Raw genomic sequence first — 24282 nt, 5'->3', positions numbered from 1 at the left:
CACCGCTCCACGAGCGGGCGCCGGCCCCGATCCGTTCCCCGCGCCTCAGAGCTGGTTGATCGGGCGCATCGCGAGCCCCTCGGTCCCGGCCCAGCCGTTCACCCGCGCCGCGTCGTCGACGGAGACCGTGCCGAGGCCGTCGGGCAGGTCGAAGACGAGCGTGCCGCTCAGCTCGGTGCCCTCACCGGCGACCAGGGTCGCGGTGAAGCGGTCGGACCGGTCGTACTCCGCCTCGCCCCCCTCGTCGTTCCCGAAGACGTACAGCCCGGTGTAGGCCTTCCCGCCGCCCTCGACGACGACCGGCTCGGTGTCCGGCTCCCCGAGCGGCTCGACGATCGGGGCGGCGCTGCCCGCCTTCAGCCGCACCTGCGGCGCGTCGTTGAGGACGCACGGCGTCTTCGCCCTGTTGGTGACCGTCAGCAGGAAGTGGCGGGGGGTCTCCCCGGCCGCGTCCTGGAGCTCGACCGCGGTGCCGAGCCCGTCCGCCTCGCAGTCCGGGTACGCCGTGCCGTTCCCGCCGCCGGTCTCGCCGCTGTCCCCGGTCCCGGTGGCCGTCGGCCCGCCGCCGCCGGTCCCCGCGTCGCCCGTGGGCGCGGTGGTCTCCGGCGCGCCCCCGCCCGACGACGCGGAGCCCGAGGGCGCGGCGGAGGCCGGCGACGCGGCGGCCGGACCGTCGCCCTGGCAGGCGGTGGTCGTCAGCAGGGCCGCGACCACGGCCGCGCCCAGGACGGCGCCGCGCAGGCCCCGACGCGGTGAACCACCTCTGGTCTTCTTCGAGTTCATGCCGTTTCCTCTTCCCCCGTGACCGGCCCGGAGCCGGTCCACCGCACATGCGACACCGTCATTGTTGCCGCGCGGCGGGGCCCGCTCACCCGCGTCCCGCGTCTGTTACAGCCTCCGTACGAACTGGCGCCCATGCCGTGATCGGGCGCGGTCCACGGCCGGGCACGCCCCCGTCCGGGACGGCTTTTAGAGTGGCGCTCCATGTGACCTGCGCCCGTATCGTGCGCAAATCCTTGGAGGCGTCCTCCTCAGCATTTAGAGTGGCGATCAAACAGGAGGTGTCCGGGACGTGCGACCGACCCCGTGGAACGCGACCGGCGCCCGGACGGGCCCCGCCCCGCCCGACGACTCCCCGATCCGCCCGACGGCTCCCGATTCGCTCCGAGGCGGTCGGGTCCGTCTCCCCCAGCCCCTCTACTTCCTCTAGGACCCGCTGATCATGACGTACCGGATGCCCGCCGAGTGGACGCCGCACGAGCGCACCTGGATGGCCTGGCCCAGCCCCAACCCCACCTTCACCGACGAGGAGGAGCTGGCCGGCGCCCGCGCCGCCTGGGCCTCGGTGGCCCGTGCCGTCCGCCGCTTCGAGCCGGTCACGATGGTCGTCGCCCCCGGCGACGCGGAGGGCGCCCGCGCGCTCCTCGGCGACGGCGTCGACCTGGTCGAGCGCGACCTCGACGACGCCTGGATGCGGGACATCGGCCCGACCTTCGTCACGGACGGCACCGGCCTCGCCGCCGTGGACTGGGTGTTCAACGGCTGGGGCGCCCAGGACTGGGCCCGCTGGGAGCACGACTCCACGATCGCCCGCCACGTCGCGGACACCGCCGGCGTCCCCGTCGTGAGCAGCCCCCTGGTCAACGAGGGCGGCGCGATCCACGTCGACGGCGAGGGCACCGTCCTCCTCACCGACACCGTCCAGCTCGGCTCCGGCCGCAACCCCGGATGGACCCGCGAGCAGGTCGAGGCCGAGATCCACGCCAGGCTGGGCACCACGAAGGCGATCTGGCTCCCGCACGGCCTCACCGCCGACTACGGCACGTACGGCACCCAGGGCCACGTCGACATCGTCGCCGCCTTCGCCCGCCCCGGCACCGTCCTCGTCCACAGCCAGCAGGACCCGGCCCACCCCGACTACGAGCGCTCCCGGACGCACGCGAGCGTCCTGCGCGCCGCCACCGACGCCCAGGGCCGCCCCCTGGAGGTCATCGAGGTCCCGGCCCCCACCGTCCTCAAGGACGAGGAGGGCGACTGGGTCGACTACTCGTACATCAACCACTACCTCTGCAACGGCGCCGTGATCCTCTGCGCCTTCGACGACCCCCACGACGAACTCGCCGCCGAGATCTTCCGCCGCCTCTTCCCCGACCGCGAGGTCGTCCTGGTCGATGCCCGCACGATCTTCGCGGCCGGCGGCGGCATCCACTGCATCACCCAGCAGCAGCCGGGCGTCTGAGGGGCCGGGCCCCCGCCCCCGATCGGGTAGAACGTACGAGTGAGTCAGAGCAGCAGCCCCCCGTCCCACCCCCGCCGCCGCAACCAGGCCGCGCCTCCCCGCGAGGAGGTGCTCGCCGCCGCCATGGGGACCATCGCCGAGCGCGGGCTCGACGGGCTCACCATGGCCGGGCTCGGGCGGCAGGTCGGGATGAGCAGCGGGCACCTGCTGTACTACTTCCGCACCAAGGACGAGCTGCTGCTCCAGACCCTGGAGTGGAGCGAGGGGCGGCTCGGGGCCCGGCGCGACGCCCTGCTCTCCCGGCCCGGGACCGCCCGCGAGCGGCTCGACGGATACGTGGACGTGTACGTGCCCGAGGGGCCGCGCGACCCGCACTGGACGCTCTGGCTGGAGGTCTGGAACCGCTCGCGGAACGCCGACGGCGACGCCCGCGCCCGGCAGGCCGCCGTCGAGGGCGCCTGGCACCGGGACCTGGTCGCGATCCTGGCCGAAGGGGTCTCGCGCGGCGAGTTCCGGCCGGTCGACCCGGACCGCTTCGCCACCCGGACGCGCGCCCTGCTCGACGGCTTCAGCGTGCACGTCGCCGTCGGGCTCCCCGGCACCGGAAGGGGGCAAGTCCTCGACCACGTAAGGGAGTTCGTCGAGCAGGAGCTGCTCGCGCGACCGTAACGCACGCAAGTACACAGGATCGTTGTCCCCGGCACCCTTGTTGGCCGGGCCGGTGCTCCGGCACGGTTCCTGCCCATGGGACGAGAGCAGTGGAAGAAGATCTGGGTCGGCTCCGCCGGCAACATGGTCGAGTGGTTCGACTGGTTCGTGTACGCGAGCTTCGCCACCTACTTCGCGGGGGCGTTCTTCCCCGAGGGCAACGACACCGCCAAACTCATGAACACCGCCGGCATCTTCGCCGTCGGCTTCTTCATGCGCCCGGTCGGCGGCTGGCTCCTCGGCCGCGTCGGCGACCGCAAGGGCCGCAAGGCGGCCCTCACCCTCACCGTCACCCTGATGTCGGCCTCCGCCGTCCTCATCGCCGTCGCCCCCACCTACGCGGTCGCCGGATACGGCGGCGCCGCCGTCCTCCTGGTCGCCCGCCTCCTCCAGGGCCTCTCCGTCGGCGGCGAGTACGCGGCCAGCGCCACCTACCTCACCGAGGCCTCCGCCCCCGAGCACCGCGGCTTCGCCTCCAGCTTCCAGTACGTGTCGATGACCGCGGGCCAGGTCCTCGGCCTCGGCCTGCTCCTGGTCCTCCAGCAGACCCTCTCCGACGCGGCCCTGCACTCCTGGGGCTGGCGGATCCCCTTCGTCGTCGGCGCCCTCGGCGCGGCCGTCGTCTTCTACCTGCGCCGCACCATGCTGGAGACCGAGGTCTACGAGGAGACCGCGGGCGACGGCGTCGAGCAGGGACAGCAGGGCACCCTCAAGGCCCTGTGGGCGCACCGCCGCGAGGCCTTCCTCGTCGTCGCGCTCACCATGGGCGGGACCGTGGCGTACTACACGTACACCACCTACCTCACCAAGTACCTCTCGAACTCCGCCGGGCTCCCCAAGCAGACCGCCACCCTGGTCTCCTTCTGCGCCCTGATCGTCTTCGCCTGCCTCCAGCCGCTCGCCGGACGGCTCTCCGACCGGATCGGGCGCCGCCCCCTGCTCATCACCTTCGCCGTCGGCTCCACCCTCCTCACCGTGCCGATCATGGCGATGCTCAGGCACGCGGGCTCCTTCTGGCCGGCCCTCGGCCTCTCCCTCCTCGCGCTCCTCGTCGTCACCGGCTACACCTCCATCAACGCCTGCGTGAAGGCCGAGCTCTTCCCGACCGGCGTCCGCGCCCTCGGCGTCGCCCTCCCGTACGCCATCGCCAACGCCCTCTTCGGCGGCACCGCCGAATACGTGGCCCTCTGGTTCAAGGACGCGGGCATCGAGTCGGGCTTCTCCTGGTACGTGGCCGGCTGCGCGGCCGTCTCCCTGGTCGTCTACCTCACGATGCGCGAGACCCGCGACATCGACCTCGGCCGGGTCGGGAAGGGCGCCGACGGCGCCGCGGCCGGGCGGAAACCGGACAGCCTGCCCGTATCGTGAGACCCACGCCCCACGGGGCGGCCACCTGTGTCAGACTTCCGGCGTGCCTGCTACCACGATGATTATCGGCAGCGGCGCGCCGGTCCGCAGTGACCGCTGACGCGTGGAACGACCCCCACGCAGGCGGACACCGTGCCCCAGACCCGCGCGCAGACCTCTCGCACCCGCGAGGGGTTTTTTCGTTTTCCGGCCCCACCCACGCCGGAGACGGACGCGGCGCGAGAATGGGGGCAAGTGGAGCCAGACCTTCCGGAGCCACATCCGACAGGAGCCATGACAGTCATGACCACGGAGAACGCCGAGGCGTCACCCCTCGACGACAGTTTCCACGTCTTCGACACGACGCTGCGCGACGGGGCGCAGCGCGAGGGCATCAACCTCACCGTCGCGGACAAACTGACCATCGCCCGGCACCTCGACGAGTTCGGCGTGGGCTTCATCGAGGGCGGCTGGCCCGGTGCCAACCCCCGCGACACGGAGTTCTTCGCCCGCGCCCGCCAGGAGATCGCGTTCAAGAACGCCCAGCTCGTCGCCTTCGGCGCCACCCGCAGGGCCGGCGGCACCGCCGCCGAGGACCCGCAGGTCAAGGCGCTCCTCGACTCCGGCGCTCCGGTCGTCACCCTGGTCGCCAAGTCGCACGACCGGCACGTCGAGCTGGCCCTGCGCACCACCCTCGAAGAGAACCTGGAGATGGTCCGCGACACCGTCTCCCACCTGCGCGAGCAGGGCCGCCGCGTCTTCGTCGACTGCGAGCACTTCTTCGACGGCTACAAGGCCAACCCGGACTACGCCAAGGCCGTCGTCCGCGCCGCCCACGAGGCCGGCGCCGACGTCGTCGTCCTCTGCGACACCAACGGCGGAATGCTCCCCGCCCAGATCCAGGCCGTCGTCGCCACCGTCATCGCCGACACCGGCGCCCGCCTCGGCATCCACGCCCAGGACGACACCGGCTGCGCCGTCGCCAACACCCTCGCCGCCGTCGACGCGGGCGCCACCCACGTCCAGTGCACCGCCAACGGCTACGGCGAGCGGGTCGGCAACGCCAACCTCTTCCCCGTCGTCGCGGCCCTGGAGCTCAAGTACGACAAGCGGGTGCTGCCCGAGGGCGCCCTCGCCGAGATGACCCGGACCTCGCACGCCATCGCCGAGGTCGTCAACCTCACCCCCTCCACCCACCAGCCGTACGTGGGCGTCTCCGCCTTCGCCCACAAGGCCGGACTGCACGCCTCCGCGATCAAGGTCGACCCCGACCTCTACCAACACATCGACCCCGAGCGGGTCGGCAACACCATGCGGATGCTCGTCTCCGACATGGCCGGCCGTGCCTCCATCGAGCTCAAGGGCAAGGAGCTGGGCGTCGACCTCGGCGGCGACCGGGCGCTGGTCTCCCGGGTCGTCGAGCGGGTCAAGGAGCGCGAGCTCCGGGGCTACACGTACGAGGCCGCCGACGCCTCCTTCGAGCTGCTCCTGCGCGAGGAGGCCGAGGGCCGGGCCCGCCGCTACTTCCGTACGGAGTCCTGGCGGGCGATCGTCGAGGACCGCCCCGACGGCACCCACGCCAACGAGGCCACCGTGAAGCTCTGGGCCAAGGGCGAGCGGATCGTCGCCACCGCCGAGGGCAACGGCCCGGTCAACGCCCTCGACCGGGCGATCCGGGTCGGCCTGGAGCGGATCTACCCGCAGCTCGCCAAGTTCGAGCTGACCGACTACAAGGTCCGCATCCTGGAGGGCCGCCACGGCACCGAGTCCACCACCCGGGTCCTGGTCACCACCAGCGACGGCCACGGCGAGTGGTCCACGGTCGGCGTCGGCGAGAACGTCATCGCCGCCTCCTGGCAGGCCCTGGAGGACGCCTTCACCTACGGCCTGCTGCGGGCCGGGGTCGACCCCGCCGAATAGCCGCCTCTGTCCTTCTATGTCCTGTTCGGCGCCGTTCGGGTAGCGTCGACGTATGAGGACCAGGCCGCTCGCCCGCCCAGCGGCCCTCGGCGGGCTGATACTGCTGCTGCTCCTGGTCCTGGTGCCCGTCGCGGGCGCCAGGGCCACGGGCGTGTCCGACGCGGCCGCCGCCCTGCGCCAGGGCCCGGTATACGTCGACCCCGGCGCCGCCGACCAGCTCTCGAAGGCCGACGCGGACGCCCTCGCGCGGAAGATCGAGGACGCGGACAAACCGCTCTTCGTGGCCGTGCTGCCCGCGAACGCGGAGTTCCCGCCGCAGGGGCTCATCGACAACCTGCGGGCCCAGACCGGCGCCACCGGCCTGTACGCCGTGCGGCTCGGGGACCGGTTCGACGCCGGGGTCGACCCCTCCGTGATGTCCCCGGCCGCCGTCCGCAACCTCGCCGCCTCCGTCCGCGCGCAGGACGTGGACGCGGCCGCCGAGCTGAACGCCTTCGTGGACCAGGCCCTGCCCGCCCTGCGCGGCTCCGCCCCCTCCTCCTGGGACTCCGCCGGATCCGGCTCCGGGGTCCCGGTCGCCGGACTCGCCGTCCTCGGCGGCGTCGTCGTCGCGGCCGGCGCGGGCGGCTACGCGGTCGTCCGCCGCAACCGGCTCCGCAAGGAGGCCGAGGAGCGGGCCGCCCTGGAGAAGCTCCGGGTCGTCGTCGACGAGGACATCACCGCCTTCGGGGAGGAGCTGGAGCGCCTCGACTTCCATCCCGCCGAGGCCGGCGCCGACGACGCCATGCGCAGCGACTACGAACACGCCCTCGACTCCTACGACCGGGCCAAGTCCCTCATGGGCTCCGCCGCCCGCCCGCACGACGTGCGCGGGGTGACCGAGGCCCTGGAGGACGGCCGCTTCTCCCTCGCCGTCCTGGCCGCCCGCCGCGAGCACCGCCCGCCGCCCGAGCGGCGCGCCCCCTGCTTCTTCGACCCGCGCCACGGCCCCTCGACCGAGGACCGCGTCTGGACCCCGGCCGGCGGCGCCGCCCGCGAGGTCCCGGTCTGCGCCGCCGACGCGGCCCGCCTGGACGACGGCCGCGACCCCCTCGCCCGTACGGTCGACACCGACTCCGGCCGCCGCCCCTACTGGGAGGCGGGACCCGCCTACGGCCCCTGGGCCGGCGGCTACTTCGGCGGCGGCCTGCTCCCCGGCCTCCTCATGGGCACCGTCCTCGGCTCGATGCTGTCCACCCCGGCCTACGCCTCCGAGTACGGCGGCGGCGACTTCCAGGGCGGCGACTTCTCCTCCGGCGACTTCGGGTCGGGCGGGTTCGACGGCGGGGGCGGCTTCGACGGAGGTGGCTTCGGCGGGGGAGGGGACTTCGGCGGGGGCGGCGGCTTCGACGGCGGAGGCGGTTTCTAGGGCGGAGGCGGCTTCCAGGGCGGGCCGGATCGGCGGCGCCGGGGCTCAGACCAGCGGCTTCACCGACATCAGCAGATGGCGGTGGACCGGGTCCGGGCCGTCGGTGAGCAGGGCCCGCTGGCCGGGGCCCAGCAGGTGGAAGTGGACCTCGGGGCTCTCCAGGGTGGTCAGGGCGTCCAGCAGGTAGCCGGGGTTGAAGGCGACGGCCACGGAGTCCGCCCCGGTGAGCGAGGCCGGGAGCCGCTGGGACGCCACGTCGTCCTCGTACCCCGCCCGCAGGTGCAGGCCCTCGGCCGAGAAGGCCAGCTGGACCGGGCTGTCGCCCTCCGCGACGACCGCGACCCGCTTCACGGCCTCGACCAGCGGGGCCCGCCCGGTGACCGCGAGGGCGTGCTCGCCGAGGGCGAAGAGCTTGTCGTGGCGGGGGAGCCGGCCGTCGAGCAGCCGGGTGGTGGTGCGCGTCCCGCCGCTCTCGAAGCCGAGCGACCCGGAGTCGAGCGCGAGCCGGGCCGGACCCGCGCCGGCCAGGGAGCGGGCGATCTCGGTGAGGCGCCGGGCCGGGACGACCACGTCGGCGTCCACCGCCTCCGCCCCGGGCTTCCACTCCAGGGTGCGGACGGCGTAGCGGTAGCGGTCGGTGGCGGCCAGCGTCATGACCGTCCCGTCCAGGGAGAGCCGCACCCCGGTGAGGACGGGCAGCGAGTCGTCCCGGCCCGCGGCCACCGCCACCTGGCCGACCGCCGCCGCGAAGGCGTCCCCGTCGACCAGACCGAGCACCTCGGGGAGCGGCGGCGGGGCGGGATGGTCCTCGAGCGGCAGCAGGGAGAGGCCGAACCGGGCGTCGCCCGCGACCACCGAGAGGCGGGCGCCCTCCACGGCGAGCCCAGCGCGGCCCCGGGGGAGGACCTTGCAGATGTCGAGCAGCCGCCGGCCCAGGACCAGCGCCCGGCCCGCCACGACCGTCTCGGCCTCGACCTCGACGCGCGCCGACGCCTCGTGGTCGAGCCCCGAGACGCGCAGCCCGTCCCCCGTCGCCTCCAGGAGCAGACCCCCGAGGACGGGCATCGGGGAGCGGGTCGGCAGGACGCGCGCGGCCCAGGCCACGGCATCGGTCAACACGGCGCTGTCGATACGGAATTCCATGCCGCCGACGCTAACGGTGACCACTGACAACGGCCCCGGCCCGCGGGTTCGCGCCCGGCCCGCCCTTCGCCGACTCCGTTGTCAGTGGCGGCCGTTACGGTCGGGGGCGACGACCGGTACGACGCACGGACACCGCCGCGGCGGCGGCGCGCGGGATGAGGAGAGACGATGAGCGACGTCCACGTCCACGGCACGGTGGAGCCCGGTTTCGAGTCGGTGAGGGAGGCGTTCGCGGGGGTCGCCGCGCACGAGGCGCGGGACGGCGGCGCGCAGCTCGCCGTCCACCACCGCGGCCGCCTCGTCGTCGACCTCTGGGGCGGTGACGGCGTCGACGGGGACTCCCTGCTCGCCCTCTACTCCTCCTCCAAGGGCGCCATGGCCCTGGTCACCGCCCTCCTGGTCCAGGACGGCGTCCTGGACCTCGACCGCACGGTCGCCTCCTGGTGGCCCGAGTTCGCCGCCGAGGGCAAGGGGGAGACCACCCTGCGCCAGCTGCTCTCGCACCGCGCCGGGGTGATCGGCGCGGACGACGGCCTCTCGCTGGAGGAGCTGGCCGACGACCGCAGGACCGCCGCCCGCCTCGCGGGTCAGCGCCCCTTCTGGGAGCCGGGCACCGGCCACGGCTACCACGCCCTGGTCGTCGGCGCCCTGGTCGGCGAGGTGGTCCTGCGGGCCACCGGCCGTACGATCCAGGAGCTGTTCGAGGAGCGGGTCCGCGCCCCGTACGCCCTGGACTACTACCTGGGCCTGCCCGAGGAGCTGGAGCCCCGCTTCCGCCCGGCCCTGCCGCTGGTCCCCACCCCCGAGGAGAAGGCCTTCCTCGACGCGAACCCGATCGCGCCCGACAGCCTGGCGGCCGTCGCCTTCGACCTCCGCGCCGACCCTCCGGTGGACATGGTCGACTACGGCAACTCCCGTGCCGTGCGGGCCCAGGCGCCGGTCTCCGGCGGCGGCGTCGGCTCCGCCCGCGGGCTGTCCCGGATGTACGCGGCGATCGCGGGCGAGCTGGACGGCCGGCCGCCGCTGCTCGCCCCCGGCACCCTCGCCGAGTTCGCCCGGATCCACGCGCGGGGCACCGACCTCGTCACCGGCTCGCGGAACGCCTTCGGCCTCGGCTTCGTCCCGCTGGCCACCCGTTATCCCTCGCTGAATCCGGGCGCCGTCGGCCACAGCGGCGCCCCCGGCTCCCAGGCCTTCGCCGACCCGGCCGCCGGACTCGCCTACAGCTACGCCCGCCGCCGCTTCGCCCTCGTGGGAGGTCCGGGCGCCCCGGAGAACGATCGCCTGGTCGCGGCGGTGACGGAGGCGGCGGCGAAGGCGGCCTGACGCCCGCCGGGTCCGTCCCGGAAACGCCGAGCGCCCGCCGTCCGCCGTGTTCCGGCGGACGGGCGGGCGCGCTCGTACGGCCTCGCGGCCGGGGGATCGGATCAGGCGGCGTTCTTGATCGCGGAGATGTCGAAGGTCAGCTTGACCTTGTCGCTGACCATGACACCCCCGGTCTCCAGGGCCGCGTTCCAGGTCAGACCCCACTCGGAGCGCAGGATCTCGGCGGAGCCCTCGAAGCCGACGCGCTCGTTGCCGTAGACGTCCGTCGCGGCGCCGTTGAACTCCAGGTCGATGGAGAGCGGCCGGGTGACGTCCTTGATGGTCAGGTCGCCGGTGATCCGGTACGCGTCGCCGCCCAGCCGTTCGGCCCGCGTGGAGCGGAAGGACATCAGGGGGAACCGCTCGGCGTCGAAGAAGTCGCCGCCGCGCAGGTGGCCGTCGCGGTCGGCGATGCCGGTGTCGACGGAGGCGATCTTCACGTCGATCGAGGCGGTGGAGGCGCCCGGGTCCGTCCCGTCCAGCTTCAGCGCGCCCTCGTGCTCGGCGAAGGTGCCGCGCACGTTGGTGACCATGGCGTGGCGGACGGTGAAGCCGATGCTGCTGTGGGCGGGGTCGATGGTGTAATCGCCGGTCAGGGCGGCCAGGGCCGGGTCCACCGGGAGGGTGGCGACGGCGGTGGCGGACTCGGTGTTCTTGCGGCCGAAGAGACCCATGACTGCTCCTTGCTCGGGATTGGTTGAACCTTCAACGAGAATGACTGTAACCCCCTTACGTTCAACATTCAACATCCGTGGAGCGCGTTCACGGCGCGTTCATCCGGAAGGCCCGAAAAGCCCCCGGGGAGGGCCCGGGAAGGGCCCGGTGAAGGGCCGGGAAAGAGCCGAGGCCCTCTTCCGGACGCGCGTAGAACTGCGGCACCATCTCCCCTGCGACACCCGGCGCACCGGTGTCACCACCGCCGTGCGCGCCCCCCGCACCACCTGCACCGCCGTCCCCACCCCCTCACGGTCACCAGCAGGAGGAACCCCCGATGAAGCTCCGCTCCGTCCTGACCGCCCTCACGCTCGTCCTCGGCGCGCTCTTCGCGCCCGGCGTCGGCGTCCTCGCCTCCGCCGGCGAGGCCCACGCGGTCACCAAGATCAGTCACTCCGCCGCGACCTCGCGGTTCCAGTCGTCCGGGATCACCTGGTCCTCGTCCGGCGGCTGCTCCAACCGCAACAACCCCACCTGCACGTCCTTCGACCAGCTCAACCTCGCCACCGCCCAGGGCGCCCAGACCCTCAAGAGCGCCAGCGGCTGCGCCCTCAACATCACCGGCGGCACCGAGACCGGGCACGCGAGCGGCACGTACTCCCACTGGAACGGCTACAAGCTGGACTTCAGCAAGTACACCTGCCTGGGGAACTACATCAAGAACACCTTCACCTACATCGGCGTGCGCGGTGACGGGGCCCCGCAGTGGAAGTCCGGCGCGGGCAACGTCTACGCCGACGAGGGCAACCACTGGGACGTGACCTTCTACAACTGCGGCGGCTGCTGACCCCGGGGAGGAAAAGCCGGAAGGAAAGCCAACGAACCCCCTTCGGAGTCCACTTGGACTAACCGAAGGGGGTTCTTGGACTGGAGGCGCCCGCACGGCGCGATCTCGTTGACGGTGCCGCCGGGCCGGGGCCAACTAGTGCGCATGTCCCTCCCACACACCCCTCGCTCGCCAAGAGGCCGCAGGTTCCGTGCGGCCTGCGCCCTCGCCGCCGCCTCCTCCGCCGTGTTCGCCCTGGCCGGACCCGCCGACGCCCGGGGCCCGCTCACCGGGACCGCCGCCGATGCCGCCCCGGGTGACACGGGCGTCACCGCGGACGCCGTCATCGCCTCCCGGCAGCTCTCCGTCGCCGTCGCGCAGGACTTCCCCCGCGTCCTCTCGTACACCGACCGCGCGAGCGGCGACCGCCTCCTCGGCAGTACGGCCCCGGTCACCCAGGTGGTGCTCAACGGCGCCGCCCGCACCGTCCGGGCCAAGGCCGCCCCCGTCCTGAAGTCGGCCTCCGCCGCGTACACCCTGGTCTTCCCCGACCTGCCGGGCGTCGAGATCGACGCCCGGCTCGACGTCCGGGACCGGGCCACCACCTTCCGGATCACCGCCGTCCGCGACACCGAGGCCTTCCGGGTCGGGACGATCGACATACCCGGCCACGACCTGGTCTCCGTCGGCTCCTCGGACACCGGCGGCGCCGCGACCGCCTTCACCCGCCTCGACCCGGACTCCACCCGCACCGCCGACGTCTTCGCGCGGATCACCGACGCCACCCCGGCCGAGACGAGCCCCGTCGGCGCCTCGTACGCGATCGTCCACACCGGCCGCCTCGCCGCCGCCGTCGAGTCCAACTCCAGCTACGACAAGCCCACCGGCGCCTCCGCCCGCGACGGCTCCCGCTTCTGGCACCAGGCCCGCAAGAACGGCACCGAGACCCGCGTCGGCGTCTGGTCCGGCCAGTGGACCCACCGGGGCGAGGGCGCCCCGAAGCCCGAGACCGGCGACGCCCTGCCCTGGGCCAAGGTCGTCGTCACCCCGGACGCCAACGCCGACGGCACCGTCGACTGGCAGGACGGCGCCGTCGCCTTCCGCACGATCGGGATCAAGGCCCCCGGCAGCGAGCGGACCCCCGGCCGGGTCGTCGCCCACATCCCGTTCAACTTCGCCTCCCAGGCCACCCACCCCTTCCTGCGCACCCTCGACGACGTCAAGCGGATCTCGCTCGCCACCGACGGACTCGGCCAGTTCGCCCTGCTCAAGGGGTACGGCTCCGAGGGCCACGACTCCGCCCACCCCGACTACGGCGGCAACTACAACAAGCGCGCCGGCGGCCTCGCCGACCTCAACACCCTCCTCAGGGAGGGCAAGAAGTGGAACGCCGGCTTCGGCGTCCACGTGAACGCCACCGAGTCGTACCCCGAGGCGAAGAACTTCAGCGAGACCCTCGTCGACAAGACGAAGCCCGGCTGGAACTGGCTCAACCAGAGCTACTACATCGACCAGCGCCGGGACATCAACAGCGGCGACCTCGCCCGCCGCTTCCAGCAGCTCCGCGACGAGACCGATCCCAACCTCTCCGCGCTCTACATCGACGTCTACTACACGCACGGCTGGATCGCCGACAAGACGATGCGGGCGGTGCAGGCGCAGGGCTGGAACGTCGCCACCGAGTGGGCCGACAAGTTCGAGCGCTCCTCCCTCTGGTCCCACTGGGCCAACGACCTCGACTACGGCGGCGCCACCAACAAGGGCCTCAACTCGCAGATCATCCGCTTCATCCGCAACGGCGAGAAGGACGTCTGGAACGACCACCCGGTCCTCGGCCAGACCGCCCTGGTCGACTTCGAGGGCTGGACCGGCGAGACCGACTGGAACGCCTTCACCGCCAACGTTTGGCAGCGCAACCTCCCCGCCAAGTACCTCCAGCAGCAGAGGATCACCCGCTGGAACGGCGACGACATCACCTTCACCGGCGGCGTCCGCGGCACCGTCGAGGACGGCCGCCGCACCTTCTACGAGAACGGCCGCAAGGTCCTCGACGGCGAGAGGTACCTGCTCCCCTGGGACGGCGGCAAGAAGCTCTACCACTACAACAAGTCCGGCGGCACGACCAGTTGGCAGGTCCCGGCCGGAGCCCGCTCGTACACCGTGTACGAGCTCACCGACAACGGGCGCGCGAAGACCGCCACCGTACGGCCCGCGAACGGGAGGATCACCCTGACGGCCACCGCCGGACGGGCCTACGTCCTCTACCCCGACGAGGCCCCCGCCCAGGCCGGCCCCCAGTGGGGCCGGGGCACCCCGGTGAAGGACCCCGGCTTCAACGACGCGAGGCTCACCGCCTGGACGAAGACCGGCACCGTCGCCCGCGACACCGACGAGCAGGGCCGCAACAGCGCGAAGCTCACCGGCACCGCCGCCGCCTCGGTGGGCCAGCGGATCACCGGCCTCACCCCCGGCGAGCGGTACACCGCCTCCGCCCTCATCGAGGTCGAACCCGGCAAGACCCGCCCCGCCACCCTCTCCATCGGCGGCGCGTCCGTCACCGTCGAGCGCTCCCCGCTCCAGAACCGGATCGCCGCCTCCGACTGGAACGACACCCGCCTCCAGCGCGCCAAGGTCACCTTCACCGCGCCGCGCGGCGCCACCACCCTGACCGTCCGGACGGCCGGCGGCGAGGCGGCCGTCCGCGTGGACGACGTCCGGATCGTCGCCAACGACCCCGCCACCAGGGCCGGGACCACGGCGTACGAGGACTTCGAGGCCGTCGACCAGGGCTGGGGCCCCTTCCTCAAGGGCGACGCAGGCGGCACGAACGACCCGCGCACCCACATCGCCCAGCTCCACGCCCCCTACACCCGGGCCGGCTGGAACGGAAAGCTCGTGGACGACGTCCTCGGCGGCGCCGAGTCCCTCAAGTCGCACGACGAGAACACCGGCCTCGTCTACCGGACCGCGCCCTGGACCGTCCCCATGAAGGACGGCCACCGGTACCGGGTGGAGTACGACTACCAGTCCAGCCACGCGGGCGCGTACGAGTGGGTCACCGGCTACGACCGCACGAGCGGCACCGGAGCGGCCGTCGAGACCCGGCGCACCCCGATCGGTCAGCAGCGGACCACCGGGCACTTCACCGAGACCGTCACGGCGGGCTGCGGCGACACCTGGACCGGGCTCCGCAAGCGGGCCGACGCCCCCGACGGCGCCGACTTCGTCCTCGACGGCTTCACCGTGACCGACCTCGGCCCGGCCCCCGAGCGCGCCGCCTGCGGCACCCTCGCCGTCGCCGCGCCCGAGACCCTGGAGCCCGGCCGCCCGAACCGGGTCACCGTCACCTTCGGCAACGACGAGACCGAAGGCGCCACCGGCGCACGGGCCGTCCTCGCCCTGCCGGACGGCTGGACCGCCGCACCGGCCGCGCCCGTCGACCTCGGCACGGTCGCACCCGGCGGAAGGGCCACCGCCACCTGGCAGGTCACCCCGCCGGTGGACGCCGCCTACCGGTCGTACCCGCTGAACGCCTCCCTCACGTACACCGTCGGCGGGGGCGAGCGGAGGCTGACCGCCGCCACCACCGTCCGCACCCTGCCCCCGCCGCCCACCGCCGACACCTGGGCCAGTGACCACGACTGGACCTCGGCGACCAGCGGCTGGGGACCCGTCGAGCGCGACCTCTCCAACGGCGGGACCGCCGCCGGGGACGGCTCCCCGCTGAAGATCGGGGGAGTCGCGTACGCCAAGGGCCTGGGCACCCACGCCCCCGCCACCGTCCGCTACTACCTCGGCGGCCGCTGCACCTCCTTCACCGCCGAGGTCGGCGTGGACGACAGCCAGGTCGGCCGGGGCAGCGTCCGGTTCGCCGTCCTCGCGGACGGGACGGAGAAGGCGAAGTCCCCCGTCCTCACGTCCACGGACCCCGCCCGGTCGCTCACCGCCGACGTCACCGGAGCGGCCTACGTCGACCTGGTCGTCGACGACGGCGGCGACGGCAACGGCAACGACCACGCCGACTGGGGGGACGCCCGCTTCCACTGCGGCGGCTGAACCTCCTGGAGGCCCTTCCCGAAGGGGAAGGCGTTGTAGGGAAGTGAAGAACGCGGGCGGCACCCCTGTACGGTGGGTGTCGCCCGCGGACGCGACGCCCTCACCGAGGTCCATGTCGGAACCCTACAAGCACAGGGGGTGTCCGGCTGTTGACTCGGGACGTACGGGACACGGTTCTGTCCGTCCCCGCCAGGAATCGACACGCGAGACTGTACGGAGTCGACGGCAAGGTTTTCTTGTCCGACTTCGTAGGGTCGGTACATGACCGTTGTGGACCAGATCCCGAGCGAGCCCGCCGATGCCCGTGGCCGTGTGGCCGAGCTGCACGTCCTGCGCGAGCGGGCCCTGGCGGGCCCGAGTGAGCGCGCGACCGAGGCGCAGCACGCCAAGGGCAAGCTGACCGCCCGCGAGCGCATCGAGCTGCTCCTCGACCCTGGTTCCTTCAACGAGGTCGAGCAGCTGCGCCGGCACCGGGCGCAGGGCTTCGGCCTGGAGGCGAAGAAGCCCTACACCGACGGTGTGATCACCGGCTGGGGCACCGTCGAGGGCCGCACGGTCTTCGTCTACGCGCACGACTTCCGGATCTTCGGCGGCGCGCTGGGCGAGGCCCACGCGACGAAGATCCACAAGATCATGGACATGGCCATCGCGGCCGGTGCCCCCCTGGTGTCGCTGAACGACGGCGCCGGCGCCCGCATCCAGGAGGGCGTCTCCGCCCTCGCCGGATACGGCGGGATCTTCCAGCGCAACACCCGCGCCTCCGGTGTCATCCCGCAGATCTCGGTGATGCTCGGCCCGTGCGCGGGTGGCGCCGCCTACAGCCCGGCCCTGACCGACTTCGTGTTCATGGTCCGCGAGACCTCGCAGATGTTCATCACCGGCCCGGACGTGGTCAAGGCGGTGACGGGCGAGGAGATCACCCAGAACGGCCTGGGCGGCGCGGACGTGCACGCCGGGACGAGCGGCGTGGCGCACTTCGCGTACGACGACGAGGAGACCTGCATCGCCGAGGTCCGCTACCTCCTGGCGATGCTGCCGCAGAACAACCGGGAGAACCCCCCGGCGGTCCCGTCCGAGGACCCGGCCGACCGGCGCTCCGAGGTCCTGCTGGACCTGGTCCCGGCGGACGGCAACCGGCCGTACGACATGCACAAGGTGATCGAGGAGCTCGTCGACGACGGCGACTACCTGGAGGTCCACGAGCGCTGGGCCCGCAACATCATCTGCGCCCTGGCCCGCCTGGACGGCCAGGTCGTCGGCATCGTGGCCAACCAGCCGCAGACGCTGGCCGGCGTCCTGGACATCGAGGCCTCCGAGAAGGCCGCGCGGTTCGTGCAGATGTGCGACGCCTTCAACATCCCGATCATCACCCTTCTGGACGTGCCCGGCTTCCTTCCCGGGGTCGACCAGGAGCACGGTGGAATCATCCGGCACGGCGCCAAGCTGCTGTACGCCTACTGCAACGCGACCGTGCCCCGGATCAGCCTGATCCTGCGCAAGGCCTACGGCGGCGCCTACATCGTCATGGACTCCCAGTCCATCGGCGCCGACCTGACGTACGCCTGGCCGACCAACGAGATCGCCGTCATGGGCGCCGAAGGCGCCGCCAACGTCATCTTCCGCAAGCAGATCGCCGACGCCGAGGACCCCGAGGCCATGCGCACCCGCATGGTCAAGGAGTACAAGGCCGAACTCATGCACCCCTACTACGCCGCCGAACGCGGACTGGTCGACGACGTCATCGACCCCGCCGACACCCGCCAGGTCCTCATCCGCTCCCTGGCCATGCTCCGCACCAAGCACGCCGACCTGCCCTCCCGCAAGCACGGCAACCCGCCGCAGTAAGCACCCCGAGGAGCCCCCTGCCATGAGCACCCCCGCCAACCTCCTGCGCGTCGAGAAGGGTCACGCCGACCCCGAGGAGCTCGCCGCCATCACCGCCGTCCTCCTCGCCCGCGCCGCCGCCCAGCCGTCCGCCGACACCGCCGGCGCCCACCGGGGCCGCAGCGCGGCCGGCTGGCGCCGCCTGGAGCGCGAGCACGGCTTCCGCGCCCCGCACAGCTGGCGCTAGCCGGCACGGAGCGCCAGAGAGCACGGCGAAGGGCCGGAACCCGGTGGAGACCGGGTTCCGGCCCTTCGCGATGCCGTCCGCACACGACCGAAGGCCGCGCCCCCCTTCCGGGGAGCGCGGCCTTCGGGACGAGCGGAGACGGAACGCCTGGGGACAGCTACCGCAGTCGGGCCATGAGGGCGTGCTCGACGAGCGTGATGAGCGCGCTCTTGGCGTCGGCGCGGTGGCGGGCGTCGGTGGTGATGATGGGGGTGTCGGGGCCGATCTGCAGGGCCTCGCGGACTTCCTCGGGCTGGTAGGGCTGGTTGCCGTCGAAGCCGTTGAGGGCGATGACGAACGGCAGGCCCGAGTTCTCGAAGTAGTCGACGGCGGGGAAGCAGTCGGCGAGCCGGCGGGTGTCGACGAGGACGACGGCGCCGATGGCGCCGCGGACGAGGTCGTCCCACATGAACCAGAAGCGGTCCTGTCCGGGGGTGCCGAACAGGTACAGGATCAGGTCCTGGTCGAGCGTGATGCGGCCGAAGTCCATGGCGACGGTCGTCGTCGTCTTGTCGCCGGTGTGGGTGAGGTCGTCGATGCCCGCCGAGGCGGACGTCATGACGGCTTCGGTACGCAGCGGGTTGATCTCCGAGACGGCGCCGACGAACGTGGTCTTGCCCACGCCGAAGCCACCCGCCACCACGATCTTCGCGCTGGTGGTTGAACGGGCCGCGCCGCCGCTAGAGCTTGCGAAGTCCACTGAGCACCCTTTCGAGCAGTGTCACGTCTGGCTGACCGCCGGCGGCCTCGTCGCCGCCGGGCTGGTGGATGGCGACGAGTCCGGCCTCGGCCAGGTCGGCGACGAGGATTCGGGCGACGCCGAGGGGGATGGAGAGAAGAGCCGAGATCTCGGCGACCGACTTGATCTCGAAGCAGAGCCGGCAGATCCGCTGGTGCTCGGGCAACTGCCCCTGCAGCCGGGACGGATCGGCCGTCGTACTGACCAACGCCTCGATGGCGAGCTGGTAACGCGGCCGGGTCCGGCCGCCGGTCATCGCGTACGGACGCACCAGCGGGTTGTGCCCGCCCGAGCCGCCCGAGGCGGACGGGCCGCGCGAGGCGGACGGTCCGGCGGGTGCCGCCGGGGCGTGCGGCTGCCGATAGGGCTGCGACGGACCCTGTCCGCTCGGTGCGGAGGGAAAGTTGAACCGGTTCTGCGCGGTGTCGCCCAGCGGTGTCTGGTGCGCGTCATAACCGTTGTAAGGGCTTCCGCCCGGGGGTGTTCCCACGTTTCCTCCTCCGACTGCCTCGCGGTCCATGTCCCTTGGAGCCGCGCCACCGCACCTTACGGGGCGGTGGCGCGGAACGCACGGTCCGTCTGTTGGTTGAGAACTGTTAGTTGAGAAGACTGCCCTGGAGTTCCGCCCGGAGGTCGGGGGTCAGGACGGTGCCCGCGCGGTCCACGAGCAGGGCCATCTCGTAGCCCACGAGACCGATGTCCGCCTCGGGGTGGGCGAGCACGGCCAGCGAGGAGCCGTCCGAGATCGACATGATGAAGAGGAAGCCGCGCTCCATCTCCACCACGGTCTGGTTGACCGCACCGCCCTCGAAGATCCTGGACGCGCCCGCGGTCAGCGAGGTCAGTCCGGAGGCGACGGCCGCCAGCTGGTCGGCGCGGTCCCGGGGGAAGCCCTCGGACATCGCCAGCAGGAGTCCGTCGGCGGAGACCACCACCGTGTGCGACACCCCGGGGGTGTTGTCCACGAAGTTGGTGATCAACCAGTTCAGATTCTGCGCCGCCTGGCTCATGCTCACACTAACGCTCCTGGTTGTAGGTACTGCCCGGGCCGAGGCCCGATCCGTTCGTGTCCGTTCCCGCGTTGCGTCCCTGCTGGACGCCCCGGCGCAGGTTGCTCAACCTGCCCCGTACGTCCTCGGGTGCGCGGGAGACCTGGGGGCCGCCCTGCGGGGTCTGCTCAGCCGTGCCCTCGACCAGGTTGGCCTTCGGGACGCGTCGGGGGAGACCGGACGAGGTGACCCCGCCCGCCTTCGGGTCCTTGAGCTTTCCGGCCCGCTGCCAGCGCTCGTCGTTGGTCGAGCGCCATTCGTCGGAACCGCCGGCTTCGTTCTGCTGCTGTTCCGGCTGCGCGGGCTTGGCCGGCTGCGGCGTCCGCTGCGTCGGCGGGGCGACGCTGCCGCGGCGCGGCAGTCCGGCGTCGGTCAGCGCGTGACCGGCGTCCGGGGCGGGATTCGGAGTCGGACCCGGACGGTCGAAGCCTACGCGGTCGGCGGCCTGTTCGGGAGCGGCCGGAGCAGATTCCGGTTCCGTCCGGTACTCCTGGGCGTAACCGCCCTGGTAGGCGTTCTGGTCCGGCCACTCCGCCTGGTGGGACTGGGGATCGAACGTGTGGTCGTACTGCTGGTGTTCGGTTCCCGGAGTCTCGTACGAGGCTTCCGCATAACCCTGCTGAGGGTACGCCTCGTAGCCCTGCTGCGGCGCCGCGTAGCCCCCGGCGTGGGAGGCGTCCCCGGCGTAGCCGTCCTGCTGCGGGTAGCCGGCCGCGTACTCCTGGCCGTACTCCTGCCGGGGCTGCTGCCCGTACTCCTGCGCGGGGGCGTACTCCGCCGCGTACTCCTGGCCCTGCGGCTGCCCCTGGGCGTACTCCTGGCCCTGGACGGTCTGCTCCTGGCCGTACTCCTGGGCCTGGGCGTACTCCTGCGGCTGCTCCGCCTCGTCGCGGAAGAGCGGGCGGTCGCCGGTCTGCGCGCGGTCGCCCAGGGCGGCACGCCGCCCCTCGCGCCGCAGCGAGCGGTTGACCGGGTCGAGGCTCTGCTGCTCCCCGTCCGGCTGCTGCTCGTAGCGCGAGTCGTCGAAGCCGAGGTCGGCCGCGGTCAGCATCGGCTGCGCGGGAGCCGCCTCGAAGGCGTGCTGCGGCTGCTGCTGCTCCGGGATGATCTGGGAGACGGTGAAGTCGTCCTGGATCGGCTGCTCGCCGCCGCCACCGTGCGTGATCGCGTCCGGCAGCATGACGAGCGAGGTCGTCCCGGCCTGCTCGCCCGAGGGGCGGAGCTGGACCCGGATGCCGTGCCGGTCGGCCAGCCGGCCGACCACGAAGAGGCCCATGCGCTGCGAGACGGCGGCGTCCACGGTCGGCGGGTTGGCCAGCTTGTGGTTGATGTCCGCGAAGTCCTCGGCGGTGAGGCCGATGCCCTTGTCGTGGATCTCGACCATCACGCGGCCGTCGGGGAGACGGGTCGCGGTGACGCGGACCTTGGTCTGCGGGGAGGAGAACGTGGTGGCGTTCTCCAGGAGCTCGGCGAGCAGGTGCACGAGGTCGGTCACGGCCTGGCCGTGGATCTCGGCCTCCGGGACGCCCGCCAGCTCGATGCGCTCGTACTGCTCCACCTCGGAGGAGGCGGCGCGCATGACGTCGACCAGGGGGACCGGCTGGTCCCAGCGGCGGCCGGGCTCCTCGCCGGCGAGGACCAAGAGGTTCTCGCCGTTGCGGCGCATACGGGTCGCCAGGTGGTCCAGCTTGAAGAGGTTCTCCAGCTGGTCGGGGTCGGCCTCGTTGTTCTCCAGGTCGGTGATGAGGGTCAGCTGGCCCTCGATCAGCGACTGGTTGCGGCGCGAGAGGTTGGTGAAGATCGCGTTGACGTTGCCCCGGAGCATGGCCTGCTCGGCGGCGAGCCGGACGGCCTCGCGGTGGACCTGGTCGAACGCGCGGGCGACCTCGCCGATCTCGTCCTGGGAGTCGATCGGGATCGGCTGGACGCGGGTGTCGACCCGGCCCGGCTCGGTGCGGGAGAGCTGGTCGACCAGCATCGGCAGGCGCTGCTCGGCGATGCCGAAGGCGGCGGTCCGCAGGGTGCGCATCGAGCGGCTCATCTGGCGGGCCATCATCCCGGCCAGGACGAACGCGGCGAGCAGGGCGATGACGACGATGGCGCCGTTCAGCCAGGCGTCCGACTTGGCGTCGTCGGAGATCTTGACGGCCTCGTTCACGGCCTTGTCGACGAGCGCCTTCTCGACCTCGCTGTAGCCCTCGAACTTGGCGGTGGCGATCGCCATCCAGGTCTCGGGCGTGATGCCCCGGGCCCTGAGCGCCTTGATGTCGTCGGGCCCCTTGGCCGTGCCGATCGCGGTGGCCACGCCGGAGTAGACGGAGCCGTCCTTGCCCTTGGGCAGCTCGACGTCGGCCGCCTGCATCTGCTTGGCGCCCTCGGCGGCCTTGCCGGCCATGACCTTCTTGAGGAGCTCGACGTCCTCGGGCATACCGCCGGAGCTGAACTCGCCGAGGGCGATCTGCTCCAGGTAGTTGTACGAGTTGAACGCCACGGACTGCTGGGCGAAGACGGCCTCGGTGGTGCTTGGTCGGACGAGCAGCTGGGTGCCGATGGACCGCTGGAGGGACTCGGCGCCCTTGGAGAGCTGGATCGCGTAGACGCTGCGGCCGTACGCGGTGACGTTGCCGGTGCCCAGGCCGAGCTCGTTGGAGAACTCGGTCAGGTAGTGCTGGACGCCGGTGTACGCGAGCTGGGTGTTCACCGGGTCGTAGGAGCGGGCGTACGCGCTCTTGCGGAGCGCCTCGAGCTTCGGCTCCTCGTCCTTGAACAGACGGAGGCGGCGCTCCAGGCCCTGGCCCGAGGGAAGGTTCTTCGCGGCCTCGTCGAACTTCAGCCGGGCGGCGTCGGTCGCGGCGTACGCGCGCTGGACCTCGTCGGCCTTGCGGTCCTCGGGGCTCTTGGCGACGAGCAGCGGCGCGGCGGTGAGGTCGCGCTCGTTGAGCAGCGCGGTGCTGTACTCCGAGGCGGCGCGCACGATGAGCGCCGTCTTCTCGGCGTCCTGGGCCTCCTGCCAGGTGTCGATCGACCCCTTGACCTGGAAACCGCCCATGACGAGGCCGACGAGCACGGGTATGAGCAGGATCGCGTTCAGCCGGGTGGGCACCCGCCAGTTGCGGGGCGACAGCTTGCTGGAGCTTCCCCCGGTCGCCTCGGCGGGCGGCGGCGGCGTGACGGGCACGTCCGCGGGCGACACCGCCGTGCGCGACGGCGGCGTGAAGTTGCCCCGCGTCTCCTGCTCCGCGGAGCTTTCCTTGCTTCGCCTCACTCGACCAACAACCTCTCGGCGTCGGCACCTACGTTGTGCCGGTGTTTCGTTCAGGGCCGTACTACTCGGGAGTTCATGAATTGCAGCACGTGAAGGGGGTCCCTTCCAAACAGTGGGACACGGCTACTTTCCGTGGTGCGTACCGCGAATAAAACGGGCATAAAGAGCGAGCCCCGCCAAAAAGCGGGGCTCATGTGAGCGCAGTGACACCGATCGGATGCGTCGGGTGTCCGAGGCGCCCCAATTCTCTGTCGAAACGTTATGAACACGGGGGCGGTCGTGTCGAACGACACAGACCGCCCCCGGACCGGCGGTGCGGGGCAACCGCCCGGCCCGGCCTCCTACTTGAGCCGCGCCATCAGGGCGTGCTCGACGAGCGTGATGAGCGCGCTCTTGGCATCGGCGCGGTGGCGGGCGTCGGTGGTGATGATGGGGGTGTCCGGACCGATCTGCAGGGCCTCGCGCACCTCTTCGGGCTGGTAAGGCTGGCTGCCGTCGAAGCCGTTGAGGGCGATGACGAACGGCAGGCCCGAGTTCTCGAAGTAGTCGACCGCCGGGAAACAGTCCGCGAGACGCCGGGTGTCGACGAGCACGACGGCGCCGATGGCCCCCCGCACCAGGTCGTCCCACATGAACCAGAAGCGGTCCTGCCCGGGCGTGCCGAACAGGTACAGGATCAGGTCCTGGTCGAGCGTGATGCGGCCGAAGTCCATGGCGACGGTCGTCGTCGTCTTGCCACCCGTGTGCGTCAGGTCGTCGATGCCCGCCGAAGCGGACGTCATCACGGCCTCGGTACGCAGCGGATTGATCTCCGAGACGGCGCCGACGAACGTGGTCTTGCCCACGCCGAAGCCACCCGCCACCACGATCTTCGCGCTGGTGGTCGACCGGGCCGCACCGCCGCTAGAGCTTGCGAAGTCCACTGAGCACCCTTTCGAGCAGAGTCACGTCCGGCGTGCCGCCGGTCTCTCCGTTGCCCGGCTGGTGGATCGCCACCATGCCGGCCTCCGCCAGGTCGGCGACGAGGATCCTGGCGACGCCGAGCGGCATCGACAGGAGGGCCGACACCTCGGCCACCGACTTGACCTCGCGGCACAGGTGGCAGATCCGCTGGTGCTCGGGGAGCAGCGTGGCGAGGTGCGCCGGGTCGGCCGTGGTGCTGACCAGCGCCTCGATGGCGAGCTGGTAGCGCGGCCGGGTCCGGCCGCCGGTCATCGCGTACGGACGGACCAGCGGCTGGTCGCCCTCGTGCCCGTACTCGTCGACTGAGGAGCCGTACGGATCGTGAGAGGCGGGGGGCGGGGTCATGAATCCTCCGGGCGTGACAGCAAGACTTCTGCCGTCTGATGGGGCCGGTGGGGGGCCGGGTGGGGCGGCCGGACGGTGAACGGTTTCCAGGGCGGTACGGAGGGGCGTACCGCCCTGTCGGTCATTCGGTGCGGGGACGGGGTGT

At 72.3% G+C, this 24282-nt stretch carries 19 protein-coding genes; 10 read left to right on the top strand and 9 right to left on the bottom strand.

Annotation, left to right across the window (positions count from 1 at the left end; translation table 11 throughout):
• Positions 1-45: 45 nt before the first annotated feature.
• The gene (locus ACIQD7_RS33920; RefSeq protein ID WP_402447095.1) at positions 46-783 is read right to left on the bottom strand and encodes a DUF4232 domain-containing protein; all 738 of its coding nucleotides are present in this window, start codon (positions 781-783) and stop codon (positions 46-48) included.
• Positions 784-1222: 439 nt separating this feature from the next.
• On the opposite strand from ACIQD7_RS33920, the gene ACIQD7_RS33915 reads away from it, so the two are divergent.
• The 5 genes from ACIQD7_RS33915 (at position 1223) to ACIQD7_RS33895 (ending at position 7622) form a co-directional block, all read left to right on the top strand.
• A complete protein-coding gene (locus tag ACIQD7_RS33915) occupies positions 1223-2239 on the top strand; it encodes an agmatine/peptidylarginine deiminase (protein ID WP_402447093.1) in 1017 nt (338 codons plus the stop codon).
• Positions 2240-2362: 123 nt separating this feature from the next.
• Positions 2363-2908, top strand: coding sequence for a TetR/AcrR family transcriptional regulator (locus ACIQD7_RS33910; RefSeq protein WP_402447139.1), 546 nt, complete (start codon positions 2363-2365; stop codon positions 2906-2908).
• Positions 2909-2983: 75 nt separating this feature from the next.
• Positions 2984-4315 (top strand): MFS transporter, encoded by a 1332-nt coding sequence (locus ACIQD7_RS33905; RefSeq protein WP_402447091.1) that lies wholly within the window; start codon positions 2984-2986, stop codon positions 4313-4315.
• 282 nt (positions 4316-4597) lie between these two features.
• Entirely contained in the window at positions 4598-6214 is a 1617-nt protein-coding gene (cimA, locus tag ACIQD7_RS33900) for a citramalate synthase (RefSeq protein WP_402447088.1), read from the top strand.
• Between the two features lie 52 nt (positions 6215-6266).
• The gene (locus ACIQD7_RS33895) at positions 6267-7622 is read left to right on the top strand and encodes a hypothetical protein (protein ID WP_402447086.1); all 1356 of its coding nucleotides are present in this window, start codon (positions 6267-6269) and stop codon (positions 7620-7622) included.
• A 45-nt stretch (positions 7623-7667) separates the two neighbouring features.
• Here the strand turns inward: ACIQD7_RS33895 and dnaN are convergent, their stop codons facing one another.
• A complete protein-coding gene (gene dnaN, locus ACIQD7_RS33890; protein ID WP_402447083.1) occupies positions 7668-8765 on the bottom strand; it encodes a DNA polymerase III subunit beta in 1098 nt (365 codons plus the stop codon).
• A 168-nt stretch (positions 8766-8933) separates the two neighbouring features.
• Between dnaN and ACIQD7_RS33885 the strand changes: the two genes are divergently transcribed.
• Complete coding sequence (locus ACIQD7_RS33885) at positions 8934-10091, top strand: serine hydrolase domain-containing protein (protein ID WP_402447080.1); 1158 nt, start codon at positions 8934-8936, stop codon at positions 10089-10091.
• Positions 10092-10192: 101 nt separating this feature from the next.
• On the opposite strand, the gene ACIQD7_RS33880 is transcribed toward ACIQD7_RS33885, so the two are convergent.
• Positions 10193-10804 (bottom strand): YceI family protein, encoded by a 612-nt coding sequence (locus tag ACIQD7_RS33880; protein WP_161374058.1) that lies wholly within the window; start codon positions 10802-10804, stop codon positions 10193-10195.
• Between the two features lie 317 nt (positions 10805-11121).
• On the opposite strand from ACIQD7_RS33880, the gene ACIQD7_RS33875 reads away from it, so the two are divergent.
• The 4 genes from ACIQD7_RS33875 (at position 11122) to ACIQD7_RS33860 (ending at position 17737) form a co-directional block, all read left to right on the top strand.
• A complete protein-coding gene (locus tag ACIQD7_RS33875; protein WP_402447078.1) occupies positions 11122-11631 on the top strand; it encodes a hypothetical protein in 510 nt (169 codons plus the stop codon).
• Positions 11632-11775: 144 nt separating this feature from the next.
• A complete protein-coding gene (locus ACIQD7_RS33870; RefSeq protein ID WP_402447075.1) occupies positions 11776-15666 on the top strand; it encodes an endo-alpha-N-acetylgalactosaminidase family protein in 3891 nt (1296 codons plus the stop codon).
• A 261-nt stretch (positions 15667-15927) separates the two neighbouring features.
• Positions 15928-17511 carry an acyl-CoA carboxylase subunit beta gene (locus tag ACIQD7_RS33865; protein ID WP_121831369.1) on the top strand — a complete coding sequence of 528 codons (1584 nt, stop codon included), beginning with the start codon at positions 15928-15930 and terminating at the stop codon, positions 17509-17511.
• A 22-nt stretch (positions 17512-17533) separates the two neighbouring features.
• A complete protein-coding gene (locus ACIQD7_RS33860; protein ID WP_161374056.1) occupies positions 17534-17737 on the top strand; it encodes an acyl-CoA carboxylase subunit epsilon in 204 nt (67 codons plus the stop codon).
• Between the two features lie 157 nt (positions 17738-17894).
• Here ACIQD7_RS33860 and ACIQD7_RS33855 read toward each other — a convergent pair whose 3' ends face one another.
• From ACIQD7_RS33855 to ACIQD7_RS33830, 6 genes are all read right to left on the bottom strand, one after another.
• Positions 17895-18476, bottom strand: coding sequence for an ATP/GTP-binding protein (locus ACIQD7_RS33855; RefSeq protein WP_015036414.1), 582 nt, complete (start codon positions 18474-18476; stop codon positions 17895-17897).
• A complete protein-coding gene (locus tag ACIQD7_RS33850; protein WP_121834076.1) occupies positions 18457-19005 on the bottom strand; it encodes a DUF742 domain-containing protein in 549 nt (182 codons plus the stop codon). Before ACIQD7_RS33850 ends, ACIQD7_RS33855 begins: the two co-directional genes overlap by 20 nt.
• Positions 19006-19111: 106 nt before the next feature.
• Positions 19112-19525: a roadblock/LC7 domain-containing protein gene (locus ACIQD7_RS33845; protein WP_026057603.1), complete on the bottom strand. Its 414-nt coding sequence runs from the start codon at positions 19523-19525 to the stop codon at positions 19112-19114.
• Between the two features lie 7 nt (positions 19526-19532).
• Positions 19533-22829 carry a nitrate- and nitrite sensing domain-containing protein gene (locus ACIQD7_RS33840; RefSeq protein WP_402447070.1) on the bottom strand — a complete coding sequence of 1099 codons (3297 nt, stop codon included), beginning with the start codon at positions 22827-22829 and terminating at the stop codon, positions 19533-19535.
• 341 nt (positions 22830-23170) lie between these two features.
• Positions 23171-23752 (bottom strand): ATP/GTP-binding protein, encoded by a 582-nt coding sequence (locus ACIQD7_RS33835; protein ID WP_161374012.1) that lies wholly within the window; start codon positions 23750-23752, stop codon positions 23171-23173.
• Positions 23733-24137, bottom strand: coding sequence for a DUF742 domain-containing protein (locus ACIQD7_RS33830; protein WP_121834079.1), 405 nt, complete (start codon positions 24135-24137; stop codon positions 23733-23735). Before ACIQD7_RS33830 ends, ACIQD7_RS33835 begins: the two co-directional genes overlap by 20 nt.
• Positions 24138-24282: the final 145 nt, after the last annotated feature.

Origin of the sequence: Streptomyces sp. NPDC093071, assembly GCF_044754545.1 — a bacterium.
In the GTDB taxonomy this organism is placed as follows: Bacteria; Actinomycetota; Actinomycetes; order Streptomycetales; family Streptomycetaceae; genus Streptomyces.
This window is presented reverse-complemented; position numbering and strand designations above follow the sequence as displayed.

Excerpts from the sequence above, each read along its gene's own strand:
- ACIQD7_RS33920 (WP_402447095.1), bottom strand. The coding sequence starts at position 783 with ATGAACTCGAAGAAGACCAGAGGTGGTTCACCGCGTCGGGGCCTGCGC.
- ACIQD7_RS33915 (WP_402447093.1), top strand. The coding sequence starts at position 1,223 with ATGACGTACCGGATGCCCGCCGAGTGGACGCCGCACGAGCGCACCTGG.
- ACIQD7_RS33910 (WP_402447139.1), top strand. The coding sequence starts at position 2,363 with ATGGGGACCATCGCCGAGCGCGGGCTCGACGGGCTCACCATGGCCGGG.
- ACIQD7_RS33905 (WP_402447091.1), top strand. The coding sequence starts at position 2,984 with ATGGGACGAGAGCAGTGGAAGAAGATCTGGGTCGGCTCCGCCGGCAAC.
- cimA (WP_402447088.1), top strand. The coding sequence starts at position 4,598 with ATGACCACGGAGAACGCCGAGGCGTCACCCCTCGACGACAGTTTCCAC.
- ACIQD7_RS33895 (WP_402447086.1), top strand. The coding sequence starts at position 6,267 with ATGAGGACCAGGCCGCTCGCCCGCCCAGCGGCCCTCGGCGGGCTGATA.
- dnaN (WP_402447083.1), bottom strand. The coding sequence starts at position 8,765 with ATGGAATTCCGTATCGACAGCGCCGTGTTGACCGATGCCGTGGCCTGG.
- ACIQD7_RS33885 (WP_402447080.1), top strand. The coding sequence starts at position 8,934 with ATGAGCGACGTCCACGTCCACGGCACGGTGGAGCCCGGTTTCGAGTCG.
- ACIQD7_RS33880 (WP_161374058.1), bottom strand. The coding sequence starts at position 10,804 with ATGGGTCTCTTCGGCCGCAAGAACACCGAGTCCGCCACCGCCGTCGCC.
- ACIQD7_RS33875 (WP_402447078.1), top strand. The coding sequence starts at position 11,122 with ATGAAGCTCCGCTCCGTCCTGACCGCCCTCACGCTCGTCCTCGGCGCG.
- ACIQD7_RS33870 (WP_402447075.1), top strand. The coding sequence starts at position 11,776 with ATGTCCCTCCCACACACCCCTCGCTCGCCAAGAGGCCGCAGGTTCCGT.
- ACIQD7_RS33865 (WP_121831369.1), top strand. The coding sequence starts at position 15,928 with ATGACCGTTGTGGACCAGATCCCGAGCGAGCCCGCCGATGCCCGTGGC.
- ACIQD7_RS33860 (WP_161374056.1), top strand. The coding sequence starts at position 17,534 with ATGAGCACCCCCGCCAACCTCCTGCGCGTCGAGAAGGGTCACGCCGAC.
- ACIQD7_RS33845 (WP_026057603.1), bottom strand. The coding sequence starts at position 19,525 with ATGAGCCAGGCGGCGCAGAATCTGAACTGGTTGATCACCAACTTCGTG.
- ACIQD7_RS33830 (WP_121834079.1), bottom strand. The coding sequence starts at position 24,137 with ATGACCCCGCCCCCCGCCTCTCACGATCCGTACGGCTCCTCAGTCGAC.